This is a genomic window from [Micrococcus luteus] ATCC 49442, assembly GCF_010367585.1.
Classification (GTDB): Bacteria; Actinomycetota; Actinomycetes; order Actinomycetales; family Micrococcaceae; genus Arthrobacter; species Arthrobacter luteus_A.
This window is the reverse complement of the sequence record NZ_JAAAXP010000001.1, coordinates 2,034,331-2,058,929: the sequence shown is the minus strand read 5'-3', so window position 1 is coordinate 2,058,929 and position 24,599 is coordinate 2,034,331. Positions and strand designations below refer to the sequence as shown.

26 protein-coding genes and 1 pseudogene are annotated in these 24,599 nt (G+C 64.5%); 14 read left to right on the top strand and 13 right to left on the bottom strand.

Annotated elements, in window-relative coordinates:
- Nucleotide 1 precedes the first annotated feature (1 nt).
- The gene (locus tag GUV69_RS09220) at nucleotides 2-1,501 is read right to left on the bottom strand and encodes an APC family permease (protein ID WP_164201689.1); all 1,500 of its coding nucleotides are present in this window, start codon (nucleotides 1,499-1,501) and stop codon (nucleotides 2-4) included.
- A 542-nt stretch (nucleotides 1,502-2,043) separates the two neighbouring features.
- Nucleotides 2,044-2,451 (bottom strand): cupin domain-containing protein, encoded by a 408-nt coding sequence (locus GUV69_RS09215; RefSeq protein WP_244292665.1) that lies wholly within the window; start codon nucleotides 2,449-2,451, stop codon nucleotides 2,044-2,046.
- A 474-nt stretch (nucleotides 2,452-2,925) separates the two neighbouring features.
- Here GUV69_RS09215 and GUV69_RS09210 point away from each other — a divergent pair, with 474 nt between their 5' ends.
- The 3 genes from GUV69_RS09210 (at nucleotide 2,926) to GUV69_RS09200 (ending at nucleotide 5,460) form a co-directional block, all read left to right on the top strand.
- Nucleotides 2,926-3,306: a cupin domain-containing protein gene (locus tag GUV69_RS09210; RefSeq protein ID WP_164201687.1), complete on the top strand. Its 381-nt coding sequence runs from the start codon at nucleotides 2,926-2,928 to the stop codon at nucleotides 3,304-3,306.
- A gap of 73 nt (nucleotides 3,307-3,379) precedes the next feature.
- Complete coding sequence (locus GUV69_RS09205) at nucleotides 3,380-4,777, top strand: trimethylamine monooxygenase (protein ID WP_164201685.1); 1,398 nt, start codon at nucleotides 3,380-3,382, stop codon at nucleotides 4,775-4,777.
- A 95-nt stretch (nucleotides 4,778-4,872) separates the two neighbouring features.
- Nucleotides 4,873-5,460: a TetR/AcrR family transcriptional regulator gene (locus tag GUV69_RS09200; RefSeq protein ID WP_164201683.1), complete on the top strand. Its 588-nt coding sequence runs from the start codon at nucleotides 4,873-4,875 to the stop codon at nucleotides 5,458-5,460.
- Between the two features lie 76 nt (nucleotides 5,461-5,536).
- Here the strand turns inward: GUV69_RS09200 and GUV69_RS09195 are convergent, their stop codons facing one another.
- From GUV69_RS09195 to GUV69_RS09185, 3 genes are read right to left on the bottom strand one after another with little or no spacing between them, the layout of a single operon-like run.
- Entirely contained in the window at nucleotides 5,537-5,917 is a 381-nt protein-coding gene (locus GUV69_RS09195; RefSeq protein WP_208786619.1) for a cupin domain-containing protein, read from the bottom strand.
- 45 nt (nucleotides 5,918-5,962) lie between these two features.
- On the bottom strand, nucleotides 5,963-6,325 hold the full coding sequence (locus tag GUV69_RS09190) for a cupin domain-containing protein (protein ID WP_164201681.1): 363 nt from the start codon (nucleotides 6,323-6,325) through the stop codon (nucleotides 5,963-5,965).
- Nucleotides 6,326-6,355: 30 nt separating this feature from the next.
- Nucleotides 6,356-6,769, bottom strand: coding sequence for a cupin domain-containing protein (locus tag GUV69_RS09185; RefSeq protein ID WP_208786618.1), 414 nt, complete (start codon nucleotides 6,767-6,769; stop codon nucleotides 6,356-6,358).
- Nucleotides 6,770-7,026: 257 nt separating this feature from the next.
- Here GUV69_RS09185 and GUV69_RS09180 point away from each other — a divergent pair, with 257 nt between their 5' ends.
- Nucleotides 7,027-7,923 carry a carbon-nitrogen hydrolase family protein gene (locus tag GUV69_RS09180; protein WP_164201680.1) on the top strand — a complete coding sequence of 299 codons (897 nt, stop codon included), beginning with the start codon at nucleotides 7,027-7,029 and terminating at the stop codon, nucleotides 7,921-7,923.
- Nucleotides 7,924-8,004: 81 nt separating this feature from the next.
- Here the strand turns inward: GUV69_RS09180 and GUV69_RS09175 are convergent, their stop codons facing one another.
- The 4 genes from GUV69_RS09175 to pdxA form a co-directional block, all read right to left on the bottom strand.
- Nucleotides 8,005-9,189 carry a fatty acid desaturase family protein gene (locus tag GUV69_RS09175; protein ID WP_244292664.1) on the bottom strand — a complete coding sequence of 395 codons (1,185 nt, stop codon included), beginning with the start codon at nucleotides 9,187-9,189 and terminating at the stop codon, nucleotides 8,005-8,007.
- Entirely contained in the window at nucleotides 9,186-9,887 is a 702-nt protein-coding gene (locus tag GUV69_RS09170) for a TetR/AcrR family transcriptional regulator (RefSeq protein WP_164201678.1), read from the bottom strand. The genes GUV69_RS09175 and GUV69_RS09170 overlap by 4 nt, the downstream gene beginning before the upstream one ends.
- Before the next feature lie 60 nt (nucleotides 9,888-9,947).
- Nucleotides 9,948-10,721, bottom strand: coding sequence for a DeoR/GlpR family DNA-binding transcription regulator (locus GUV69_RS09165; RefSeq protein ID WP_164201676.1), 774 nt, complete (start codon nucleotides 10,719-10,721; stop codon nucleotides 9,948-9,950).
- A 63-nt stretch (nucleotides 10,722-10,784) separates the two neighbouring features.
- Nucleotides 10,785-13,202: a 4-hydroxythreonine-4-phosphate dehydrogenase PdxA gene (gene pdxA, locus GUV69_RS09160; protein WP_164201674.1), complete on the bottom strand. Its 2,418-nt coding sequence runs from the start codon at nucleotides 13,200-13,202 to the stop codon at nucleotides 10,785-10,787.
- Nucleotides 13,203-13,392: 190 nt separating this feature from the next.
- On the opposite strand from pdxA, the gene GUV69_RS09155 reads away from it, so the two are divergent.
- The 10 genes from GUV69_RS09155 (at nucleotide 13,393) to GUV69_RS23215 (ending at nucleotide 23,393) form a co-directional block, all read left to right on the top strand.
- On the top strand, nucleotides 13,393-14,967 hold the full coding sequence (locus GUV69_RS09155) for an ABC transporter substrate-binding protein (protein ID WP_164201672.1): 1,575 nt from the start codon (nucleotides 13,393-13,395) through the stop codon (nucleotides 14,965-14,967).
- Between the two features lie 3 nt (nucleotides 14,968-14,970).
- Nucleotides 14,971-15,906, top strand: a complete 936-nt coding sequence (locus GUV69_RS09150) for an ABC transporter permease (RefSeq protein ID WP_164201670.1) — start codon at nucleotides 14,971-14,973, stop codon at nucleotides 15,904-15,906.
- Complete coding sequence (locus GUV69_RS09145) at nucleotides 15,903-16,841, top strand: ABC transporter permease (protein ID WP_164201668.1); 939 nt, start codon at nucleotides 15,903-15,905, stop codon at nucleotides 16,839-16,841. Before GUV69_RS09150 ends, GUV69_RS09145 begins: the two co-directional genes overlap by 4 nt.
- 1 nt (nucleotide 16,842) lies before the next feature.
- Entirely contained in the window at nucleotides 16,843-17,781 is a 939-nt protein-coding gene (locus tag GUV69_RS09140; RefSeq protein ID WP_164201666.1) for an ABC transporter ATP-binding protein, read from the top strand.
- The gene (locus tag GUV69_RS09135; RefSeq protein ID WP_164201664.1) at nucleotides 17,774-18,607 is read left to right on the top strand and encodes an ATP-binding cassette domain-containing protein; all 834 of its coding nucleotides are present in this window, start codon (nucleotides 17,774-17,776) and stop codon (nucleotides 18,605-18,607) included. The genes GUV69_RS09140 and GUV69_RS09135 overlap by 8 nt, the downstream gene beginning before the upstream one ends.
- A 40-nt stretch (nucleotides 18,608-18,647) precedes the next feature.
- Nucleotides 18,648-19,637, top strand: a complete 990-nt coding sequence (locus GUV69_RS09130) for an aldo/keto reductase (RefSeq protein ID WP_164201662.1) — start codon at nucleotides 18,648-18,650, stop codon at nucleotides 19,635-19,637.
- A gap of 63 nt (nucleotides 19,638-19,700) precedes the next feature.
- Entirely contained in the window at nucleotides 19,701-20,492 is a 792-nt protein-coding gene (locus GUV69_RS09125; protein ID WP_164201660.1) for an HpcH/HpaI aldolase family protein, read from the top strand.
- Between the two features lie 4 nt (nucleotides 20,493-20,496).
- Nucleotides 20,497-21,741: a sialidase family protein gene (locus tag GUV69_RS09120; protein WP_164201658.1), complete on the top strand. Its 1,245-nt coding sequence runs from the start codon at nucleotides 20,497-20,499 to the stop codon at nucleotides 21,739-21,741.
- Nucleotides 21,738-22,427, top strand: a complete 690-nt coding sequence (locus GUV69_RS09115; protein WP_164201656.1) for an SDR family NAD(P)-dependent oxidoreductase — start codon at nucleotides 21,738-21,740, stop codon at nucleotides 22,425-22,427. The genes GUV69_RS09120 and GUV69_RS09115 overlap by 4 nt, the downstream gene beginning before the upstream one ends.
- 264 nt (nucleotides 22,428-22,691) lie before the next feature.
- Complete coding sequence (locus tag GUV69_RS23215; RefSeq protein WP_244292663.1) at nucleotides 22,692-23,393, top strand: hypothetical protein; 702 nt, start codon at nucleotides 22,692-22,694, stop codon at nucleotides 23,391-23,393.
- An 87-nt stretch (nucleotides 23,394-23,480) separates the two neighbouring features.
- Here the strand turns inward: GUV69_RS23215 and GUV69_RS23420 are convergent.
- The 4 genes and pseudogenes from GUV69_RS23420 to GUV69_RS09090 all read right to left on the bottom strand — a co-directional run.
- Nucleotides 23,481-23,648, bottom strand: a pseudogene (locus tag GUV69_RS23420) (Wadjet anti-phage system protein JetD domain-containing protein); the annotation flags it as partial.
- The gene (locus GUV69_RS23625; RefSeq protein ID WP_431197125.1) at nucleotides 23,615-23,863 is read right to left on the bottom strand and encodes a Wadjet anti-phage system protein JetD domain-containing protein; all 249 of its coding nucleotides are present in this window, start codon (nucleotides 23,861-23,863) and stop codon (nucleotides 23,615-23,617) included. The pseudogene GUV69_RS23420 and the gene GUV69_RS23625, both read right to left, overlap by 34 nt.
- 25 nt (nucleotides 23,864-23,888) lie before the next feature.
- Complete coding sequence (locus tag GUV69_RS09095; protein ID WP_164201652.1) at nucleotides 23,889-24,281, bottom strand: type II toxin-antitoxin system VapC family toxin; 393 nt, start codon at nucleotides 24,279-24,281, stop codon at nucleotides 23,889-23,891.
- Entirely contained in the window at nucleotides 24,278-24,544 is a 267-nt protein-coding gene (locus GUV69_RS09090; RefSeq protein WP_164201650.1) for a type II toxin-antitoxin system Phd/YefM family antitoxin, read from the bottom strand. The genes GUV69_RS09095 and GUV69_RS09090 overlap by 4 nt, the downstream gene beginning before the upstream one ends.
- Nucleotides 24,545-24,599: the final 55 nt, after the last annotated feature.

The following is a 24,599-nucleotide window of genomic DNA, read 5'->3' as shown; positions in this document are numbered from 1 at the left end:
GTCAGCTGGGAGATGGAACCTTTTCCAGGTCCTGGGCATCATTATCTGAATCGTTGGCCAAGGCGACAGCAGCGGCTGCTGCTTCCTTCTCCGTGCGCCCCGACTCACGCTGGGAATAGAACCAGATGGGGATGTAGAGCGAGAGGACGAGGAAGCCGAGCCAGGTTGAGGTCCAGCCAATCTCCTGGCTGTTCAGGTAGACCACGCCGATCAGGCACAGCGGCAGGTTGAACAGGCCGAAGATCATGGCGACATGCTTCCAGCCCTTGGGGGCTTTGAAGGGCCGTTCCAGGTTTTTGAACGCGGGGTGCTTTTTGGCCCTGACATAGGCGAAGAGGCTGATGCCGTTGGCGCAGGTGTAGCCAATGGCCGCGGCCGCAAGAATTGCAGGCATGGATCCCATGGAAATCAGGACCATGTTGAACGCGGCGGTGACGAACATGGCAACAAAGGGCGTTCCGTGGCGGTTCGTTTTACCGAAAACGCGGGGCAGGTTCCCTTCGGTGGTCATGGAGTGCATGGCGCGGGAGGAGCCCAGGTAGGCCGTCTGGATGATCAGGACCATGGCGGCGATCAGCATGATGATGGTGATGACTGAACCGGCCTGGCCAAAAACGGCCTGGGCCACGGGGATGAGGGGCGAGACAGGCTCCGCCATCACTCCCTCAACACCAAGCACGCCGATGACTGCTGCTTGAACCAGGACGTATGAGAGGAAGCAGACGACGCCGCAGGCAAACAGTGCTTTCGGGACATCCTTGGACGGGTTCTTGTATTCCGGAGCGTAAATGGCTGCCGTTTCCCAACCGCAGGCACTCCACTGCGCAATCGCAAAGATGCCGAAGAGAATCAGGATGTGGTGCATATCCCAGGTCCAGTCAGTGGGCCACCAGTTGCCGGTGATGTTAGCCAGGTCAACGTGTCCGGTAGCAAAAGGTGCCACCGTTAGGATAATCAGCGGTATCAAAGAAACAGCCGCCAGGACATAACCCAGGATGGCACCGTCCTTGAGGCCGAACCAGTTAACAATGGACAATCCCGTAAAGATCACCAGACCGGAGATCAACGTGAGCTGATATTCGGTGAACGTCTCGGCCAGCACCGGAAACAGTCCATGCAGATAACCGCCCACCAGGATGGCGAAGATCGCCAGGACCGGGTTCCAGGCGAACCAGTAGCTCCAGGCGGAGAAGCCACCGATCAGTTTGCCCTTGTCGTACCTGCCCTTGTAGTTCTCGGTACGGAACACATGCTGGGCGAATCCTGGCAGGCCGCTGGCCTTGGGGAACGTGGTGGCCAGCTCTGCGTAGGCAGCGTTCTGGATGAACCCCTGGATGACCGACAAGCCCCAGATGAGGATTGCGGCGGCAGCCATATACATCGGCAGATAGCCCAGGGACGGAAGGATCAACAAGGGCACGCCCAGCGCGATGGCCAGGCCCTGTTTCCAGTTGATCGATCTTTCCAGGTGACCAACACCATTTGATATATCTTTGCTCATAAGAGTCTCCTTGGACGACCTGACATCGCCCGTTCCTTTAGATTGAATTAGCTGGGATTTTGAATCTGTGGCGGCCTGACGAATCCAGGCCAGGAATTTGATAAGCATGCCTTGCAGCCGGGTTTCACTGCGCCATGCAGGGTAGTCGACGCTGTTTCCGCGATATGTGGAAATTCGAAACATGCTTTGCGCATGGGGCGGCCGGGTGTTCGTCTTTGCAAACTTTATGGCGCTGATAAAGATGCAACGGCGATTTGCAGTTGCACAGTATTGCCTGTGAATCTTAATTCAGAGGCATGGATGAAGCGCGTGAAACCCCGGGCAGAAAGGTTTTCCGGAGCTTGGGGGGAGTGCCGGGATCATTCCTGCTGATTCACGATGTTTTCTTTCGGAGGAATGGGCGGCTGCTCAGCCTGGGAAACTTTCCTGCCGGCAGGATGCGGGGGACGCCTTAGCTGGCAGAGCCGCTCCGGCCGGAGGGGCGTGCCCGTCAAGGGACTGCGCCGGCACCGGGTCTGGAGCGAGTGCGGAGGAATCTATCGCTAGATTTCGAAGTACCGGAAGGAGTGCGACTCCGCACCGTCGGGGTTGGGGCCGTAGACGGTAACCATTCGGGCATAGACGGGCGCCCAGTATCGGCCAAGTTGTCCAGGGTTTACGCGTGCAGAGTCGCCGGGCCTGAGGATGACAGTGGTGCCCTCGGACTCAATGTAGAGCTCGCCTTCCACCAGGTAGTTCGTTTCCGAATGGGGGTGGAAGTCTTCCCACCCGCATGCTTCCAGCTCCCATTCCGAGAGCCGGAAGTCCTCCCAGCGGCCTACAGGATCCGCGTTTATAAACCTGCAGCGCAGCCGCGGCCAGTCGTCCTTCATGACCTTCATGGACTTCGCCGACCAGAGGTCAATCGATTCCCCCGTCGTCTGTGACGGGGGTTGGGTGGCTATGGTCATAATCTTTCACCGTTCTTCAATTGGAAGCCTGCTTAGGGACTTTCGGTGAATCTAAAAACAGGTGCATCGACGTGATGTGGATCACGGATTTGATTACTTTGACATTGACAAGCGTCCCAGTCAAGGGTCCATGAGAAGGAATGTGGAGCAGGGCCGAGGCCGTTGGGTGAGTGTCGGGTCTCAAAAAATAATCCCCGAATCTTTTCCTGAACGATTGACTTGCACGGTCGTTCATGTGAAAGTCGGTGGACAGGCAAACGTGATTCACTTCACACCGTACGGCTCAATGAGGAGATCGGCCGGTCTACGTGAACCAGGAATGCCGGATTTGCAGCTATTCCTCCCGGAGCCATAAGCCGGTTTCAGAGGCCCCTTCAATGCAACCCTCATGCGCTAAAAACGCAATTCCCTGTGGCCGTTTATGCCCTCATGAACCGTCCCAAAAAGTTATTCCCTCAATTCACAGGAGACACCATGGAAACCACCCTCGTAGGAACACTGACCAAGGCCGGAGCCATCCACAAGGTCGAAAACGGCTTCATCGGCCTGCCCCCGATGGACGAGCCCGGGACGGTCGCCGCGATCGGCGACTCGCTGCACAACCCGGAGGGCTCGGTCATGTGCGCCGGCTTCTTCGAGCTGAAGGCGTCCGAGCCGCTGGTCTACACCTACACCTACGACGAGATGAAGGTTGTCATCAAGGGCGAATTCATCCTCACGGACCAGAGCACCGGCGAAGTCACGCACGCGAAGGAACGCGACGTGCTGTTCTTCCCCAAGGGCACCACCGTGAAGTTCGAAACCCCCGAGTACGGCCTGGGGTTCTTCGCCGGTGACCGCACCTTCAACCCGTAAATATCGTCCAGCGCGACTTAGTTCACAAAGCCATCCATCGGCGCCCATAGAATTTTTGGAAGAGGAGAGCAGCATGACACTTCGAGTAGGAATCATCGGTGCAGGCCCCAGCGGCCTGGCGCAACTGCGGGCATTCGAATCAGCACGCCAAAAAGGGGCCGACATCCCCGACATCATGTGCTTTGAGAAGCAGGACGAATGGGGCGGGCAGTGGAACAACAGCTGGCGCATCGGGCTGGATGCCCACGGCGAGCCGGTCCACTCCAGCATGTACCGCCACCTGTGGTCCAACGGCCCCAAGGAATGCCTGGAGTTCTCGGACTACTCCTTTGACGAGCACTTTGGCCGTCCTATTTCGTCCTTCCCGCCCCGCGAAGTCCTCTTCGACTACATCAAGGGCCGGGTGGAGAAGTCTGACGTCCGCAAGTACGTCCGCTTCCATACCGTTGCGCGGCACACCAGCTACAACGAGGCCACCCAGGAATTCACGCTGACGGTGGAGGACCTGAAAACCAACATCACTGAGACGCACGTGTTCGACAAACTGGTGGTTGCCACCGGCCACTTCTCTGTCCCGTCAGTCCCGGAGTTCAAGGGCATCAAGTCGTTCCCGGGGGAAGTCCTGCACGCACACGATTTCCGCGGGGCGGAGCGGTTCTATGGCAAGAATCTGCTGATGATCGGCAGCAGCTATTCTGCTGAGGACATCGGCATGCAGTCCCACAAGATGGGCGCATCGTCCATCACCCTCAGCTACCGCACAACCCCCATGGCCTATGACTGGCCGGCGAACACGGTGGAACGCCCGCTCGTCACGCACTTCAGCGGCCCCACCGCGCACTTCAGCGACGGCACCCAAGGCGACTTTGACGCCGTCGTACTTTGCACCGGATACCAGCACAAATATCCGTACCTGCCCAGCGAACTTTCACTGAAGTCGCCCAACGTGCTCTACCCGGGCAACCTCTACAAGGGGGTGGTGTGGCAGCAGAACACCAACCTGTTCTACCTGGGTGCGCAGGACCAGTACTACACCTTCAACATGTTTGACGCGCAGGCCTGGTTTGCCCGCGATGTCATGACCGGCGTGATTGAGCTGCCGTCCCTGGCCGAGCGCCAAAAGGACATCGATGCGTGGCTTGAACGCCAGGCAGCGCTGGCCGACCACGACGCCGAGGCCGATTTCCAGACGGACTACCTCCGGGAGCTCATCGAGGCCACGGACTACCCGCCCTTCGACCTGGACGCTGTGTGCCAGCTGTTCAAGGACTGGATGCGCCACAAGCACGACGACATCCTGGGGTACCGCGACATGCTGCACCGCTCCGTTGTCACCGGCACCATGGCCACCAAACACCACACCCGGTGGATCAACGCCATGGATGACTCCATGCAGCGGTACCTGGAAGGCCCGTCGCAGGACGTTGACTCCGGCTCGCCTGCCGTGGGCGACATCCTGGCCGCCAGGTAACTGCCGGCTTTGACGCCCCGGACCGTATCCTGGCTGTTGCTTCGACGGCCAGGATACGGTCTTAGGCATTAACACTGGAGGGTGGAGAGAGGTCTATGCGGGTATCCTCTGCGGATCGAAAAGAACAGCTGATTGCGGCCACGGTTGAACTTATGCGCCGTGAGGGCATTCAGTCGGTGACCATGCGTGCCATTGCCAAGGAGGCCAATGCGCCGCTGGCCACCGCTCATTACTGCTTTAGCGACAAAGACGAGCTGATGGACAAGGCCGCAGAGGCCTGGTTGAAGAACCTGAGCCGCTTTTCCAGTGACGTACCGGTTTACCTGGGTTTGCGTAAGGCTGTGGAACAGGTGGCTGAAGGTTACTGGCGCGCTTTGGACGAAGAGCCGGCGAGCATTCTTGCCGAGATCGAACTCATTCTGTGGGCGACACGCAACGCCGGCACCAGCCCGCTGGCTGCGAAGATTTATCCGGCCTACGTAGTGGAGCTGGGAAACATCTTTTCCGCCGCTGCCGAAGCCAGCGGGGAGGAGTGCCGCATAGGGTTCCCGACGCTGGTGCGGCTCTTCCTGATGATTTACGACGGCGCCGCCATCCAATACATGACCGACCCGAAATCTGCCGATCACAGCGCCCTGTTCTTCATGATGATCGATGCACTCCTGGTCAAAGCCGGAGTGTAGGGCGCTTCCGGTTAGCACTGGTCATGGCCGCCGCCCCCGATGACGGCGGCCATGACCCGGGCCGCTTAGAACTTCGTTAGGACGACATTGAGCCGTGGGCGGTGAAGAAACCCAGGCCGTAGTCGGGGGTTTCAAAGGTAATCTCTGATCCCTTGGGGAAGAAGAGTACGTCGCGCTCCTTCGCGTGCGTCACTTCTCCCGTCGCCCGGTCGGTGAGGATGAACTCACCCTTCACCACGACCTTCATCTCATCGCAGGTGTACGTGTAGACCAGCGGCTCGGAGGCCTTGAGTTCAAAGAACCCGGAGCTCATGACCGAACCGTTGGGGTGGGTGAGGGAGTCGCCGATGGCGGCGTCGACACCCGGGACGTTCATTGACGGGAGTCCGATAAAGCCGTTTTCCACCTTGTGGATGGATCCGGCTTTGGTGAACGTTCCCAGTGTTGTGGTTTCCATGATTTCTCCTGTTGTTAGTGGTGTTGAAGGCTTTTTATTAGTGAATTAAAAGATCACGTAGAGCTTGCGCAGCGTCTCGTGAATTTCCCAATTGCCGCTCCAGCCGCGGGGAATGAAGATTGTGTCGCCGGGGCCGACGAACTGGGCTTCGCCACCGTCCTGGGTGACGGTCATCGAGCCGGAAATGACATGGACGAATTCGTTGGTTTCAAGAACCCAGCGGGAAGGGCCCGCGGTGCATTCCCAGATGCCTGATTCTGAACCGTTCCCGTCCTGCCACAGATAGATTCCGCGGGTGTCCATCTGCTGTCCGGTCGCTTCGGGGCAGGGGCCCCAGTCGTCCAGCTCGGTCACGTTCTTCGCATCGCGGATGAGGCTGGCGGAGATTGAGGTTGTCTGCTGCGTCATGTGTTTTTGCCTTTCTGGGGCGGGGTGGGATCAGACTTCGGAGTATTTGAAGGAGTGCGATTCGAGGCCCTCGGGATTGGGGCCGTAGATGGTGATCATGCGGGCGTAGACGGGCGCCCAGTAGCGGCCGACGCCGCCCGGGTTGACCCTGGCCGAGTCGCCCGGCCTCAGGACCACAGTGGTGCCCTGGCTCTCAATATGGAGTTCGCCCTCCAGGACGAAGGCAGTTTCGCTGTGCGGGTGGAAGTCCTCCCAGGAGCAGGAATTCAGCGTCCACTCGGAGAGGACAAAGTCATCCCAGCTGCCCACGGGATGGGAATTTATGAACCGGCAGCGCAGGCGTCCGTATTCACCGCCCAAGGCTTCCAAAGGCTTCGATGCCCAGAAATCAATTGCGTTCCCCGTCGTCACTGCCGGGGACTGAATGGTGCCCGCATCAGTCATGGCTTCAACCGTTTCAATAGTCGGAAATCTTATAAAAGAAAGGCCCGGTGAATTTCAGTTACATCGCGTCATTGTGAGTTGGGTCACCGTGCTGAGACAACATTTACATGGACAGCTGTTCGAGTCAAGCGTTCATGATGAAACTCTTTAAGATGACTCCGGGGCGCGGGAGGCCTGAGGCGGATCGGGGCCCGCCGGCCTGGCCAACGAAGCGCTGCGGTATTGACGAAGCGTTGAAATGGGGCCACCGTTTCGATATGTCCGCTAGTACTGTGCGTATCGCCGCCATTCAGGCCACCCCAGTGATCCTCGATGCCGAGGCGACGGTGTCCAAGGCGCTTCATCTCCTTGCCAAGGCAGCCGGCGACGGTGTGAAACTCGCGGTGTTCCCCGAAACGTTCATCCCGCTGTACCCGTCGGGGGTTTGGGCCCATGCGGCGGCCCGGTTCGGCGGGTTTGATGAAATGTGGGAACGCCTCTGGGCCAATTCCGTCGACGTCCCAGGCGCGCACATCGACCGTTTCATCGAGGCATGCGCCGAGCACGGGATCTACTGCGTGCTGGGAGTGAACGAGCGGGAGTCCGCCAGGCCCGGAAGTCTATACAACACCATGGTCCTCCTCGGTCCGGAGGGGTTGCTCTGGAAGCACCGTAAATTGATGCCCACCATGCACGAACGGCTTTTCCACGGAGTGGGTTACGGGCAGGACCTGAACGTCATCGAGACTCCGCTCGGGAAGGTGGGCGGCCTCATCTGCTGGGAGAACCGCATGCCACTGGCCCGCTACGAGATGTATCGCCAGGGCGTGCAGATCTGGGCGGCCCCGACCGCGGATGACTCTGAAAGCTGGACCTCCACCATGAGCCACATAGCGGTCGAATCCGGCGCGTTTGTGGTCTCGGCCCCTCAGTACATTCCGCGCTCTGCGTTTCCCGATGACTTCCCGGTTCAGCTGCCGGAGGACGGCAAGGCGCTCGGACGGGGCGGAGCGGCGATCTTCGAGCCGGTCCAGGGCCGGGCCATCGCCGGTCCCCTCTACGACCAGGAAGGGATCGTTGCCGCGGACATCGACCTGGGGCGCTGCATGACCGCTAAGCGATTGTTCGACGTCGTGGGGCACTACAGCCGCGAAGACGTCCTGCGCCCGCGCTAGGTCTCAACCAGCGACCCTTCGGATGGTCCGGCATGTGGCCACAGCAAAGTCAATGGCGGCCAGGAGTAATGACGGCGGGGCTCAGGCTTTTCGGGGCGGCAGCGCCAGCCTGCAGACCTTGGTCCAGGTGGAGCCGACCTGTTTCCAGATGGGACCGGTGGTGTAGATCAGGCCGTAGCGCTGGCAGATTTCGCGGACCTTCGGCGCGATCTCCGCGTAGCGGTTGGACGGCAGGTCGGGGAAGAGGTGGTGCTCGATCTGGTGCGAGAGGTTGCCGGTCATCAGGTGCATGAACTTGGACCCGGAGATGTTGGCGGAGCCGATCATCTGCCGGACATACCAGTCCCCGCGGGTCTCGCCTTCCACCATTTCCTCGCTAAAGGTGTCCGTGCCTTCGGGGAAGTGGCCGCAGAAGATGACCGCGTGCGCCCAGAGGTTGCGGACGGCGTTGGCCGTCAGCGTGCCGTAGAGGGCCTGCTTGCCGGAACCGGTGAGCATGGCCACGGCGGGAGTGGCCGCGTAGTCCTTGGTGAACTGCGTGACCACCTTCTTGCCCAGGGCTTTGAGGTCCTTGAGCAGGGCTTCCTTGTACTCGGTCAGTTCGAGGTCGTAGATGGCGATGCCCCACTCGAAGACCGGAGCCAGCAGTGCGTTATATAGCGGGTTTCCCAGGTTGTACGGCGTCCATGGCTGATTCTCGTCCATGCGGAGCAGGTTGAATCCGACGTCGTTGTCCTTGCCCACCACATTGGTCCAGCGGTGGTGCGAGTCGTTATGGGTGTGCTGCCATGCACGCGAGGGGGTGACGAAGTCCCACTCCCACGTGGTGGAGTGGATATCCGGGTCCCGCATCCAGTCCCACTGGCCGTGCAGCACGTTGTGCCCGATCTCCATGTTTTCCAAAATCTTGGCCAGGCTCAGGAGCGTGGTGCCGGTGACCCAGGCTGCCTTGTTCTTGCTGACCAGGAGTGCCGCGCGGCCGGAGAGTTCCAGTCCGCGCTGGATCTTGATGATGCGCCGGATGTACGCGGCATCGGATGCGCCGCGCTTGGCCAGGATCCCGTCACGGATGGCGTCCAGTTCCCGGCCCAGCTCAGCCACCTGTTCGTCCGAGAGGTGCGCGGCGGACGGCGGCCGTAGCGTCGGGCCGCCGGACTCGGCAAGGGCGCCGGGCCGTGCCTTTGCCGCACGCGGATTCTTCGAAGGTGCATCATCCTGCGCGGCGCGCTCCTCAGAAACGCCAGGATTGTTGGTGATGGTGGTCATACGGCAGTACTCCTAATGGTCGAGGTTTCCTGGTGGGCCAACTGCCGAAACGCGGGAGACTGCTCCGACTGGCGGCTGCTCCCGTCCGCGTCGAAGAGCCACAGCGGCATGAAGCCGACGAGTTCAAGGGCAAGAGCGTGTGCGCTGGAGGGATGTCCGGTCCTGAACGCGTGCATGACTCCGCTCACAATCAGCCCGGCAATCGAGCTCGCCATGAGGTTAATTCGCTCATCCGGCCACTCCGGACGGACGCTCACCATGATGGGCCGGATGCCGCTGGCGAACCCCAGGATGGCCCGCCCTACGGTGCCGCCCGCCTGCTCGGAGAGCAGCAGGTGCTCATACAGCTCCCGGTGCTCGAAGACCGACTGGAGAATGAGCTCGAGAGCGAACTCGGAGACCGCCTGTCCATCGGCCCCGGGGACGCTCCGGGCCTTGAGGTCGAGGGCGCCAATCCCGATAACCAGGTCATCGAGGACGAACAATGCGAGTTCGTCGACGCCGGCGAACTGCTCGTAGAAACCGCTCCGGCTGAGTCCCGCCTCACTCGCGATGCGGGTCACGGACGCAGCGCCGAAGCCTTCCTTCTTGACCACCCTCGTCAGCGCCTGTACCAGAAGGCGTTGCGATTCCATGGCGCGCGGATCGGTGGACCTTCTCCGTGTCAGGCGGGCCTGACTGCGTCCTTGCTTTGCCATAGGCCCATTCTAAGGGCAGTTACAGCACACCTGTGCAGTTGTGGCGGAAACGGTCCGGGCTCAACTGCCGACGGCGGCCATCTCAACCTCAACCCCCGCGTCGCGGAACTTCTGCACCTGCTTAGGATCGGCGGCGTCGTCCGTTACGAGGGTCCACGGGAGGGCCAAACGTGCCCAGGCGTGGAAGGGCCGCAGGCCCAGCTTGGACGAGTCCGTCAAAACATACACAGCATTCCCGCGCCGGGCCATGAGCTCCTTGAGGCGGGTCTGGGCGTGGTCGGCCTCGCAGATGCCGTCCTCGGCGGTGACGGCGTCGGCGCCGAGGAACACGCGGTCAAAGCTCATCCGTTCGAGCGCCGCCTCGGCCAGCGGACCCACGAAACTCTGTGAAACGCTCCGCAGCCGGCCGCCCAGGCAGTCCACCTCGATGCCCTCGGACTCGGCCAGTTCCTGCATGGTGTTGATGCCCGGCGTGGTCACGGACAGCTTCTCGAAGCCGCGCAGCTCGTGGGCCAGGGCACCTACGGTGGAGCCGGCGTCGAGCAGGATGTTTTCCCCGGGCAGGATCACGGACGCGGCCCAGCGGGCGATCGCGTGTTTCTGCTCGAACGCCTCGCCGGTGCGCTGCCGCAGCGACGCTTCCGGGTGCGCGCCCATGGCCATCGCGCCGCCGTAGGTCCGGGCCAGCCGGCCCTGACCGTTCAGCAGCGCCAGGTCCCGGCGGATGGTGGAGGCTGTGACTTCGAACCGGGCGGAGAGCTCCTCCACGGAGGCCAGGCCGGTGGTGACGGCGAGGTGGTAGATCTCCTCGCGGCGCGCGTTTGCGCTCAGCATTCCCGGTCTCCTTCCCGTGGCAGTGGTTACCATGCTAGTTCCGCCCGCCCGAAGACCGTGCCGCTATACGGCCACGGCGGGCCGGGTGGCCATCTCCGCCGCCTGGTGCAGGGCCTCCACCATGGACCGCGAATCGGCGATCGCCTTGCCGGCGATGTCGAAGGCGGTGCCGTGGTCCACGGAGGTGCGGATCACCGGCAGGCCCACGGTGATGTTCACGCCGGCCTCGATGCCGAGGACCTTCACCGGGCCGTGCCCCTGGTCGTGGTACATGGCCACCACCAGGTCGTAGTCGCCCCGGCCGGCCAGGAAGAACAGGGTGTCCGCAGGCAGCGGCCCGGTGACGTCGATCCCGTCCGCCTGGGCAGCCTTCACGCCGGGTTCGATCTTCTCGGCTTCTTCGCCCTGCCCGAACAGGCCGTTCTCGCCGGCGTGCGGGTTGATGGCGCAGACGCCGATCTTCGGGTTGGCGATGCCGGCCCGGAGCAGCGCCTCGTGGCCGCGGCGGATGGTGCGTTCCACCAGGTCCGGATTGATCTTGCGGATGGCGTCCATCAGCCCGATGTGCGTGGTCACGTGGATCACCCGGATCTTGGGCGTGGAGAGCATCATGGACACTTCCTCCGTGCCGGTTAGGTGCGCCAGCAACTCGGTGTGGCCGGGGAAGATGTGCCCGGCCGAGTGCAGCGCCTCCTTGTTCAGCGGCGCGGTGCAGATGGCCTGCACCTGTCCGGCCATGGCCAGTTCGCTCGCTACCCGGATGTATTCGTAGGCGGCGTGGCCGGCCACGGGGGAGAGCTTGCCCCAGGCGAGGTCCTCCGGCAGCAGCGCCAGGTCGATCACATTCACCCGGCCCGGCGTGAAGACGGCGTCCTCCACGTTCTCGATCTTCTGGATGTCCGCCTCCAGACCTAGGATGTCGGCGGCCTGGCGGAGGCGCAGCGCGTCCCCGATCACCACGGGCCGGCACTCGGCGTTGCTCTGCGGATCCAGCACGGCGGCCACCACCACCTCGGGTCCCACTCCGGCGCCGTCGCCCATGGTGACGGCCACGATGGGGAGGTTCTTCTGATCGGTGGTGCTTGCTGCTTCGGTAGTCATTGCTGCTCCAGATTGTTCGGAAGTCTTGCTGGGAAGGGTGGTGGCGGGAGCGTCCACGGACAGGCCGCGGCGCTCCCGGATTTGGTCGTAAAGCTGTATGAGGGCGAGGTCATCGCCGAAGCTGCCGGGCTTGGTGCCCACCAGCGTTCCGTCCTCGGCGCGGCTGAGGACCGCCCCGTGCTGCACGGCCGCGAGCGGCACCAGCCGGTGAAGGCCCACGGCGTCCAGGACTTCGCGGGCGGTCTCGCCGCCGGTGAGGATCAGGTCCGCCTTGGTGTCCCTTGCCGCGTCCGCGGCGAAGGACGCCAGCGCCCGGACGATGCCGGCCGCGGCGGACGGGTCCACTTTTGCGGCTGCAAGTGTGATGGCTACGTGGTGGCCAGCCCGCAATTCCGCTGAAACCTGGGCCAGTTGGGAAGCGTAGGCATCAGTGGCTCCGGTGTAGAGCGGGTGCAGCCTGACCACCGTGAAGCCCTGGGCTTCCAGCTGGGCCAGCTGCTTCTGCGCGGTACCTGAGGCGGAGCCGACGACGGCGAGCACGGGCTTTGCGGGCTGCTGCCGTTCGGGACTGGGTGCGTGAGTCTCTACCGCAGATTGCGCACTTCGCGCAGGTGCGGCGGGATGCTGCGCCGCAATCCGTCGTGCCAGGACGTCGGCTGTCCCGCCGGTCCCCACCAGCACCACGCGCCTGCCGCCGGCGCTGAAGCCAATTTCCAGCAGGGCGTCCACCACATGTTCCAGGTCTTGGACGGTCTCGCCGTCAGCCACCACCACAGTTGGTTCGGAGGATTCCGGCTTTCCGGCAAGCTTTCCGGCCAGCTCCGCGGTGAGCGAGCCGGACCGGACCCCGGCCAGGTCCAGGGTCTGCACCGAGGCAGGTTTGTCCGGGTTGAGCAGGGAGAAAATGTCGGCCGGCGGGGCGGACAGTTCGGCCTGCCACAACTCGGTGTGGCCCAGGGGAACCCCGGCCGCGAACGGCCTGCCGTTCCGGACCGTGCGCTGCAGCAGGGGGAGTGCCCCGGCAACAACGGCGTGGAAGCCCAGGCCGGTCAGGGCCGCAACCTCGCTGCGGATGTTCCCGCGCCAGAGCGAGTCGATCTTCTTGAAGAGGACCTGCGCACGGCCGGCGGCAGGACCGGAAAATGCCTCCGTCACCTGTGCCTCGGCGGCTGCTTCGGGTAGGCCGCGGGAGTGCGTATCAATGACCACAACGTCGGCCGCAGCGTCCGTAACGTGCCCCGGTGAGGAGGCAACGCCGTCGTGCGTTCCCGGTGAATCCGTTCCCACCATGACAGAGGCGGAGAGCCCGTGCTCCACAAAGCAGTAGCCAACCTCGGCGGCGCCGGAGAAATCGTCGGCCTGCACAAACACGTGAGCCACTGTGCTCCTCTCCGTTGAATGTTGCGGGTGTGACCCCGCCGGAAGCGGGATGCTTTCCATCATCATGACATGTCTGCGTGAATCACGCTAGATGGGTTGCGCAATTCGCGCAGAGGTGGCAAAGTGATGGACATAACACGGCGCCAGCCAACCGGCGGGCCGTCATCACCGTTCTACCGAGAGGTCAACGATGACCGTTCTTCCTCAAGGAAGTGACATTTCCCGGCGCCGCCTGCTGCAGTTCGGCGCCGCGGCGGGGTTCTTGCTTGGCACCGGAAGCCTGGCCGGCTGCGCCGGTCCCACAGGCCTCCCGGGTGCCAGCACCCTGACCCTGGCCCTGAACCGTTCACTGGTCAGCCTGGACAACAAGCTCAACCAGTTCGACGCCGCCGTCACCGTCCAGCGGTCCGTCCGCCAGGGCCTCACCGCCATCGGCCCCGAGACCAAACCCATCCTGGTCCTCGCGGAACGCTTCGAGATGACCGGACCCACCGAATGGACCGTCACGCTCCGCGAAGGCATCCGCTACTCGGACGGTTCGCCGGTGCAGATCGAAGACATCGCTACCGCCCTGAAGATGTACCAGCAGGTGCAGGGCTCCTTCGTGGCCGGCTTCTTCCCCGAATTCCCCCAGGTGGTGCCCGTGGATGACCGCACCTTCAAGATGGTGTCCAAGAAGCCCGTGCCCATCCTGGACTCACTCATGAGCATGATCCTGATTACCCCCGCGGCGCAGAACAAGCCGGAGGAACTGCAGGAAGGCGTGGGCACCGGCCCGTACGTGGTCACCAAGTTCAACCGCGGCGCCGGCACCTACAGCCTGGCCCGCAACGAGAACTACTGGGGCCCCAAGCCCGAGGTGGAAAACGTGGAAGTCCGGTTCCTCCCCGAGGAATCCAGCCGCGTCATCGCCCTCCGCAGCGGCGAGGTGGACATCATCGACTCCATCACCCCCGACTCACGTGAACAGCTCGCCGGGCTTCCCGGCGTCGAACTCCAGGAAGCGTCCAGCCTCCGCCTGAACCAGATCTTCTTCAACTTCCGCAAGCCCGCCGGCCACCCGCTGGCCGATCCCCGCGTCCGCCAGGCGCTCAGCATGGCGATCGACGGCGAGGCGCTGGTCCGGGACGTGCTGGTGGACTCCGTCACCCAGGCCGAAGGCGTCACACCCTCCAGCCTCACCGGGTACCACAAGACCGGCGAGTACGTTTACGATCCCGAAAAGGCCAAGGCCACCCTGGAAGAGCTGGGCGTCAGGGACCTCACTCTGAAGATCATCTGGGAAACCGGCGAGTTCGCGTCCGACACGTCCGTGATGGAGGCCCTGGTGGAGATGTTCGGCAAGATCGGTGTGAAGGCCGAGCTGCAGCAGTTCGAGCCCGGCGGCAACATCCTGGCCTGGCGCCAGGGCAAGCAGGGCGACTGGGACCTCCTGGGCAACGGCTACCCCAGCCCCACCGGCCTGGCCATCACCATGCTGCAGGGCATGTACTCCGGCACACCGGAAAAGGAAGCTACCCGCGACACCTACCAGGGCTACGTGATCCCCGAGGTCACCGCCAAGATACAGGCCGCCTCTGCCGAAGCGGACCCGGCCCGCAGGACCGAACTGCTGAACGACGCACAGCAGGCCGTATGGGACACCTGGCCCTGCGCCTGGGCATTCGTCCCCAAGTCCGTCCTCGCCCACCGGGAGAGGGTGTCCGGGATCAACCTGGCACCCACCAACTCCTACCCGCTCGTTGATGTCCGGCTGGAGGCCTAAGCCATGACGAACTACATCCTGAAGCGCCTGGGACAGGGCCTGCTGACCGTGTTTCTCACGGTGTCCACCGTGTTCATCCTCATCCGCATGGCGCCGGGTGATCCCGCCGTTTCCTACGCTGGCCCGCTGGCCAGCAACGAACAGCTCGCCGCGGTGCGGGAGCAGTTCGGCCTGGACCGGCCCGTGCTGGAGCAGTACTGGATCTTCCTGCAGCAGCTGTTCACCGGCAACCTGGGGCAGTCCTACTCATTCCAGGCCCCCGCCATGCAGGTGGTCTTCGAACGCATGCCGTACACCCTGACCCTGGCGACGGCGGCCATCCTGCTGACCGCCGTGGTGGCCATCCCGCTGGGCGTGTGGATGTCCCGCCGCCCGGACACCGGCCGCGAATTCGGCGTCAACGTGCTCACCATCGCCGGACAGTCCATGCCCGATTTCTGGACCGGCATTATGCTCCTCACCGGTTTCGCCGTGCTGATTCCGATCTTCCCGGCGTCCGGCTTCGCCACCTGGGGCGGGCTGGTCCTGCCCACCATCACCATCGCCATCCTGCAGATCGCCCTGATCTCCCGGATGGTCCGGCGGGAAATGACGGCCAACTTCGCCGCCCCCTACCTGACGGTGGCCCGCTCCCGCGGCGTCAGGAACTCGATGCTGACCTGGCGCTACGCCATGGGCAACTCCGCCATCCCGGTGTTCACGGCCCTCGGCACCCGCTTCGCCGCCATGCTCAACGGCGTGGTGGTGGTGGAAGTCGTGTTCGCCTGGCCCGGCGTCGGCTCCCTGATTGTGCGGGCCCTCGAAACCCGCGACTACCCCCTCATCCAGGCAACGGTCCTCGTCACAGCCCTCCTCGCAGTGGCGGTCCAGCTGGTCATCGACCTCGCCTACCCGCTCCTTGATCCCCGCGTTCGTCTTGGAAAGGCGGCAGCAGCATGAGCCTCGACACCGCAACACCCACTCCCGGCGGTGCGGGAGCCGCGCAACCGGCCCGGCAGCCCAGCCCCAGCGCCGTCACCAAGGCGGACATCGCCGCAGCAGGCGCCACCCGCCGTCGTAAAGCCGCCCAGTGGAAGCTCATCGTGGGCACCGTCTGCACCCTGCTGGTGATCATCCCCATCATCCTGGCCCAGGTGCTGCCGCTGCCGGACGCCAACTTCCAGGACCTCGCCGCCCGGCGCCTGCCGCCGTTCACCGACGGCCACCTGTTCGGCACCGACCAGCTGGGCCGCGACCTCCTGTCCCGTGTCCTGCACGGCGGCCAGGTCTCGCTGACCATCGGCGTCCTGGCGGTGCTGGTCTCCGGCGCCATCGGCATCATCCTCGGCGCGGCCGCCGGCTACTTCGGCGGCTGGGTGGACACCATCGTCTCCCGCCTCCTCGAAGCCCAGATGTCGCTGCCGCTGCTCATGATGCTGCTGCTGGTGGTGGCCCTCTTCGGCCCCTCCATCCCGGTGATCACCTTCGTGATCGCCATCGCCCAATGGCCCGAAGTGGCCCGCCTGACCCGCTCCATGGTGCTGGTGGAACGCGAAAAGCCCTACGTCTCCGCCGCGCGGATCCTGGGCCTGCACCGCATCCAGATCCTGATCCGGCACATCATCCCCAACGTCATCAAGCAGGCAACCCTGGTAGTCCTGCTCCTGCTGGCCCAGGCCGTGCTCCTCGAGTCCGCTTTGTCCTTCCTTGGTGCCGGCCCGCAGCGTCCGTTCGCCACCTGGGGCCGCATCATCTCCGACGGCCAGGACTACATCACCACCTCCTGGTGGATGGTCACCCTGCCCGGCCTGGTCATCGTCCTCATGGTGGTGGGCGTTAACCTCCTGGGTGACGGCCTGCGCGACCGTCCCCGCCGCAAGAAGAAGGGTGCCTGACATGACCGCACACATTTCACACGAGCGGCCGCTGCTGGAGGTCCGCGACTTCCAGGTGGAGCTGATCACCGCCGCGGGCATCATCCGCGCCGTGGATTCCGTCAGCTTCAGCATCCGCCGGGGTGAGACGGTCACCATCATCGGTGAGTCCGGTTCCGGTAAATCGACGACGGCGATGGGCATCCTGCGCCTGCTGCCGGAAGATCTGGCGGTGCTGTCCGGAACAGTGCTGATCGACGGCGTCGACGTCACCGCCCACCCCAAAGCCATCAACAAGGTCCGCGGCAAGACCCTGGCCCTGATCCCGCAGGACCCCATGACGGCGCTCAGCCCGGTCCACTCGATCGGGAACCAGCTCTTCGAGGCCATCCGGATCGCCGGTGCCGCCTCGGCCAAGGACAAGGAGGCCGTCCGGGCCCGCGCCATCCGGCTGCTGGAACAGGTGCACATCCCCACCCCGGAGGTGCAGTTGAAAAAGTACCCGCACCAGCTCTCCGGCGGCATGCTGCAGCGTGTGCTGATCGCCATCGCATTGGCGAGCGAACCCCAGCTGCTGGTGGCGGATGAGCCGACGTCCGCCCTGGACGTCACGGTGCAGGGCGGCATCCTGGACCTGCTCCTGGAGCTCCAGGAACAGCGCGGCATCGGCATCCTGATGATCACGCACGACCTCGGCGTGGCCCGGCTTATCTCGGACCGCATCCACGTGATGAAGGACGGCTCGTTTGTGGAGTCCGGCGAGGTCCAGCAGATCGTGGACCACCCCGCCACCGAATACACCCGGGCCCTCCTGGCCGCCGTGCCCGTACTGGGGCCGTGGGACGAAACTCCCGCCGAACCGCGTGCTACCCGCGGCGCGCACGCCGCCGCCGTCGGGCGTTCTACTGACCCGGCCACCACTAACCCCACCCTGACCCAGACCGGAGCAAGCCATGACTAAGCCGTTCCTCGCCGTCGAGAACCTGGTGGTTGACTACCACGTCAAGGGCGGCACGTTCCGGGCCGTGGATGACGTGTCCTTCACCGTGGACAAAGGCAAAACGATCGCCGTCGTGGGTGAATCCGGCTGCGGCAAATCCACCATCGCCAAGGCCCTCATGCGGCTGGTCACCCCCACCAGCGGGCGCATCGACCTGGACGGGACGGACCTGGCGGCGCTCAGCGAATCCCGGCTGCGGCCGCTGCGCTCCAAGTTCCAAATGGTCTTCCAGGATCCGTACGGCTCGCTGGACCCGCACATGACCGCCCAGGAAATCGTGGCCGAACCGCTGAAGCTCCAGGGCGTCCGGTCCAAGGCCGAACGGCATAAAGCCGCCGCGAAGCTGATCGACCAGGTGGGACTCCCGGTCCGGTCCCTGGACAAGCACCCGGCCGAGTTCTCCGGCGGACAGCGCCAGCGGATCGGGATTGCCCGGGCGCTCGCCTCCAAGCCCGAACTGCTGGTCTGCGACGAAGCCACCAGCGCCCTGGACGTCTCCGTCCAGGCCCAGGTACTGCGGCTGCTGAAGTCCATCCAGGACGAAACGGGCATCACGTACGTGTTCATCTCGCACAACCTTGGCGTGGTGCAGGAAATCAGCGATAGCGTCATGGTCATGCAGCGCGGCAAGCTGGTGGAACACGGCACCACCGCGTCCGTCCTGACCGCCCCCAAGGAGGACTACACCCGCAAACTCCGCCGCGCGGCGCTGGACCCCGCCACCATGGTTGGCCTCAAGCCGCGGCACCTGGTCCGCTCCCTGGCGCTCTCCGGCCAGGCCAGCTGAATACCACTTACCCACGATCGCAACCACGAGGAATCTACGCATGAGCAAGCAGACCGAAGGCACCCAGGTGGACGGCCTGAAACTCCCCATCTCCCGGCTGGTCCTGGGAACCATGACGTTCGGGGACACCGTCGACGAGGCCACCGCGGGGCGGATGGTGGAGGAAGCGCTCGACGCCGGCATCACCACCATCGACACCGCCAACGCCTACGTGGGGGGAGCCACGGAGGAGATGCTGTCCCGCCTCCTGAAGGAACGTCGCGGGGACGTCATCCTCGCCTCCAAGGCAGGCATGCCGCACGCGGACCACGGTTCCAACTCGCCGTTGTCGCCGGCGGGGCTGCGTGCCAGCGTGGAGGGGAGCCTGCGGCGGCTGGGGGTGGACAGCATCGACCTGTTCTACCTGCACCAGCCCGACCGCGTCACGCCCCTGCGTGAAACGCTAACCACCGTTGCCTCGTTGGTTTCGGAGGGAAAAATCGGCGCGCTGGGCGTCTCCAACTTCGCCGCCTGGCAGATCGCCGACGTCATCCACGTGGCCCGCGAAGTGGGGGCGCCGCAGCCCGTCGTCGCACAGCAGCTCTACAACCTGGTGGCGCGCCGGCTGGAGGAGGAGTACCTCGAATTCGCCGCCACCCACAACGTCCACACCATGGTCTACAACCCGCTCGGCGGCGGGCTGCTCACCGGCAAGCACAGCTTCGACGCCAAGCCCACCGAGGGCCGCTACGGCGATTCCAAGCTGGCCGCCATGTACACCCAGCGCTACTGGGACAAGCAGCTGTTCGACGCCATCGGGGAGCTTTCCCGGATCGCTTCAGATGCCGGCGTGACCCTCGCCGAACTGTCCCTGCGGTGGCTGGCCTACCGCGACGGCGTGGGCTCCATGCTGCTGGGCGGCTCCAAGGTGGAGCAGCTCCAGGCCAACATCGCCGCCGTGGCCAACGGGCCCCTGCCGGCCGACGTTGTGGAAGCCTGCGACGCCGTCGGAACCGCGCTCCGCGGCCCGATGCCCGCCTACAACCGCTGACTCTCTTTCCTCACCGACTGAACCAAACTTCTTTCCTGAACCGAAACTGACTGAAGGATTCCCATGACCTCCGAACTGGCCCTCGAATTCGCCCGCAAGATCCGCGCCCGTGAGCAGGCGGTGGGCTACTGGGCAGTGCTGGACGCACCCGTGGCCACCGAACGCATCGGCCGGCTCGGCTACGACTACGTGGCACTCGACGCCCAGCACGGACTGCTTGGCTACTCGGGCGTGCTCAACGGTCTGATGGCCATCGACGCCGGGCACACCGCCGTCGGCATGGTCCGCGTGGAGGACAACAACCTGACGGCCATCGGCAAGGCGCTCGACGCTGGCGCCGTGGGCATCATCGTGCCGCTGGTCAACACCGCTGCCGATGCGGCCGCCGCGGTCGCCGCCGCCAAATACCCGCCCATGGGCGGCCGCTCGTACGGACCGATGCGCTCCGCCCTGCGGATCGGTCCGGTCCCGGCCGACGCCAACGCCACCACCTTGGTGTTCGCCATGATCGAGACGCCGGACGGCCTGGCCAATGTCAAGGAAATCTGCGCCACCCCGGGCCTGGACGGCATCTATGTGGGCCCGTCGGACCTCGCCATCGCCGTGGGCGGGGCATTCCCGGGGGATCCTGCCATCGAAACCGAATTCAACGCCGCCCTGGAGACCATCGCCGAGGCTGCAGCCTCCGCGGGCATCGCCGCCGGCATCCACACCCCGGCGGGTGAGGTGGCCGCCCTCCGTTTGAGCCAGGGCTACACCTTCACCACCATCGCCTCGGACCTGACGCACCTGGAACAGATCGCCAAGGCCCACCTCGCCGCTGCCCGCTCCGACGCCGGAACCAAAGAGAGCTAATCCCATGACGAACACCACCACCAACGAGTACAGCACCATTACTCCGGACGGGACTGTGAAGCGGGCCGACGGCGCGGACTTCGCCTACCTGCCGGCCCCCACCGTTCAGAGCCACGCGGCCAACCTCCTCACCCTCCCGGACGGCCGGCTGGGCTGCGTGTGGTTCGGCGGCACCCAGGAAGGCGTGCCGGACATTTCCATCTGGTTCTCCACCCTCGAGCCCGGCAGCAGCCAGTGGTCCGCACCGGAGCAGCTCTCCGATGACTCCACCCGCTCCGAGCAGAACCCCATCCTGTTCACCGCGCCTGATACTTCCCTCTGGCTGCTGTACACCGCGCAGAAGGCGGGCAACCAGGACACCGCCGAGGTCCGCCGTCGTATTTCCACGGACAGCGGCCGCACCTGGGGTCCGGTGGAAACGCTGTTCGCCGCCAACGAGGCGGGCGGGGTGTTCGTCCGCCAGCTCCCGGTGGTGCTGCCGTCCGGACGCCTGATCGTCCCCATCTTCCGGTGCATCACCACGCCGGGGGAGAAGTGGGTGGGCAACAGCGACGACAGCGCCGTGATGATCTCCGACGACGCCGGCGCCACCTGGACCGAAACCGTCCTGCCGGGCAGCCTGGGCTGCGTCCACATGAACATCCAGCCCGTGGCCGACGGCTCCCTGCTGGCACTGTTCCGCAGCCGCTGGGCCGACTCGATCTACGAATCCCGCTCCACCGACGACGGCACCACCTGGAGCGAACCGGTCCCCACCGAGCTCCCCAACAACAACTCGTCCATCCAGTTTGTTGCGCTCGCCGACGGCCGCCTGGCCCTGGTCTACAACCACAGCCGCGCCGAGGCTTCCACTGAGCGCCGGCTGTCGCTGTACGACGAGATCGACGACGACGGCCTGGCTGAGGAGCAGGGGCAGGTGGCCGAACCGGACGCTGCGGCTTTCGCCGAGGACGACGGCGTCAAGCGCGCCTTCTGGGGGACGCCGCGCTCGCCGATGACCCTGGCGATCTCGGAGGACTCCGGCCGCACCTGGCCCATCCGCCGCAACCTGGACGTGGGTGACGGCTACTGCCTGTCCAACAACTCCCGCGACGGGCTGAACCGCGAGTACTCCTACCCGTCCATCCACCAGGGCCCGGACGGCGCACTGAACATCGCGTACACGTACTTCCGGCAGGCCATCAAGTTTGTCCGGGTGGACCCGCAGTGGGCGTACAACGGAACCACCACGCCCGGCGGGGACGCATGACCAAGCACGCGGTGGTCACCGGCACCAGCTCGGGGATCGGGCAGGCGATCGCTGAACGCCTGCTGGCCGACGGCTGGAAGGTCACCGGCCTGAGCCGCACCGAGTCCGCCCTGGGGGATGGTTCCCTGGGGGAGGGCTTCCGGTGGCAGAAGGCAGACCTCTCAGAGCCGGAATCGCTGGCTGGCGTGGTCGAGGCCATTGGGCCCGCGGACGCTTTGGTCCATGCCGCCGGATTCCAGCGGACGGCTCCCTTGGGCGAGTTGGACCCCGTTGCTTTGCAGGGGATGTTCGCCGTGCATGTAGCGGCGGCTTCGGTGCTCGCGAACGCCCTGCTGCCGGCCATGCCCGACGGCGGCCGGATCCTGCTCATCGGCAGCCGCACCTCCACGGGGTCGCCGGGCAAGAGCCAGTACGCGGCCACCAAGGCTGCGCTGATGGGGCTTGGCCGGACGTGGGCTCAGGAGCTGGCGCCGCGGGGGATTACGGTCAACGTGCTCTCCCCGGGTCCCACCGACACCCCCATGCTGAACGACCCCGGCCGCGCAGCCACCCCGGTGCGGATGCCGGCCCTCGGTGCCCTTGTGGACCCGGCCGACGTGGCCGCCCTCGCCGCCTTCCTCCTGGGCCCGCACGGCAAGTCCATCACGGGCCAGAACTACGTCATCTGCGGAGGCGCCTCCCTCTAACCCCCGGCCCACACCACACCAACCCCCACCCACCCCAACCCCACCCCCGCCCCCCACCCCCGGACGCTCTCTCACTTAATGTGGGTTTTGACGCACCCTCTCGCAGTTAATGTGGGTTTTCCCCGAACGCTCTTTCACCGTGGGCAGGCAATCGTCGCCACAGTGAGTTACCGCCGCCGGACTTAAGGCCCTGTTCCAGAAGGGCAGCTTCAGCGAAGCTTGAAGATGGGTCCGATACAGCGGGCCAGCATCCAAGGGGGCATCATGACCAGGCCCAGGCTTTCGGCATTCAGCGTTCTCGGGGTAGGCGCCATGTTCGCGCTCGCAGGCTGTTTCGGACCGCCTGCCCCGACGCCAACGACGACTTCCGCCGCCCCCACCGCCGCACAAACCCAACCCGCCACGACAAGCGCGACGGCGACCCCGACCGCCTCACCCACCGAACCGGTGACAGCTTCTCCCACAGCGACAGCGCCGTCGTCGTCTGCGCCACCATCCACCTCCGAACCAGCGAGCCCGGCGCCCTCGGCGGACCCCACTTTCACGGGGTTCCCGGAACAGGTCGCCCCGCTGACGCTCTACTACGTGGCGGTCGGCGACAACGGCATATCCGGGCCCAGGATCGGTTGCGGCGACAGCCTGGTCGCCACAACCACCGCGCCGGTGCGCTTCACGGACCAGGTGGGCCCCAGCATCGGGACCTTGTTGGCGAACAAGAGCCGCGACGTCGGTCTATCAGGGCTTGTGAATGTCCTGTACCAGTCGAACCTGACGTACCTCGGCGGCGAGCTGAACGGCAGCACCATTACCATCTGGCTCACGGGGCAGTTCACGCTGGGCGGAGTATGCGACATCCCGCGCGCGAAGGCACAGTTGGAGTACACCGCCATGGCCGCGTCGGACGCCACGAGCGCCCAAGTGTTCGTCGATGGCCGGCCGATCGACGAGGTGCTCAGCCTCAAGTAGCGAAGTGTCCGAATATCCAGGAGCACGGACCCTGAGCCGGCATGGGGGACACTGCATCGGCATGAGGACACCCGCATCCTTGAGTCGTCACGCCGATGCCGCGTCCCGGGGAACGATCCGCTCCAGCGCCCAATCCCAGCGGATCAGTTCCTGCTCCAGCCTCACATCCGACCCGAATGCACCTGCGCGGAGCCTGTGGTAGAGCCCTGACTCCTCGGCAGTCAACCGGCTGAGCGAAACCTTCGAAGGCACCGGCTCCGTGACCCAGGGGCGCGGTGTGCCAGCAGCGTGGACTCATCCATCAGCACACTCACCACCTGCGGATGCACGGCCCGGAGTTGGTCCAGGATCCGGAAGCCATGCGTGTCCAGGTCACCCCAGTACAGCACCTCGCAGTCCCACAGCCAGGATGCATCCCGCAGCGAGGTGAACCCATAACCGGCACCGTAGATCGCCAGCGTTTTCGGCAGTATTCCTTGGGTGTACCCGGCAGCCTTACGCGCCGGGGGAGAGGACGTTCAAGCCTGCTTCGACAGCCGCAGCCAGGAGCTCGGAGTCGTACGCCACCATGACGTCAGACTGCAGCCGGATGGCAGCGGCCAGATGGATGGCGTCTGCGCTTCGGAGTTTGCCGGGAAGAGCCGCTGCGTACATGAGGTCCGAGCGTGCAACATCGACCAGGTTGATGGCTCCCAGAACTGCATTGACAGGCACTCCGGGAAATCCGCGGCGATGGGCCGCGCAATGCAGTTCGGTATACAGCAGCATCGAAGCAACCAACCGGTGGCCACTTGCCGCGGCCGTTGAAAGGTATTGGGCGGCCGCGCCTGATTCCGCTTCTTCCACCAACAGTTTGAGGACAGCCGACGTGTCCAGGTAAATGATCAACGGTCCCCACGGAGGTCCGCCAGGATTTCAGCCGTACCAGCGTTTGAGCTGACTCGCGGCAGGGCCAGGAAATCCACCTCCCCCTCGGCGGCGGGACGGACCTGTCCCGAAAGCAGCAGGCGCTCAAGGGGTGATGCCGACGGCGGGATCAGTGTCGCGGCTACCTCACCGTTGTTTGTTACATCGATGGTCTCGCCGTTCTTCACGCGCTCGAGGATTTTGCTGCTCTGGTTGCGAAGTTCGCGGTGTGGAATGGTTGTCATGGGTTTGCCTCCGTAGCAATCGTAGCAAGGATCGCGGTATCGGCGCCTCCACTGG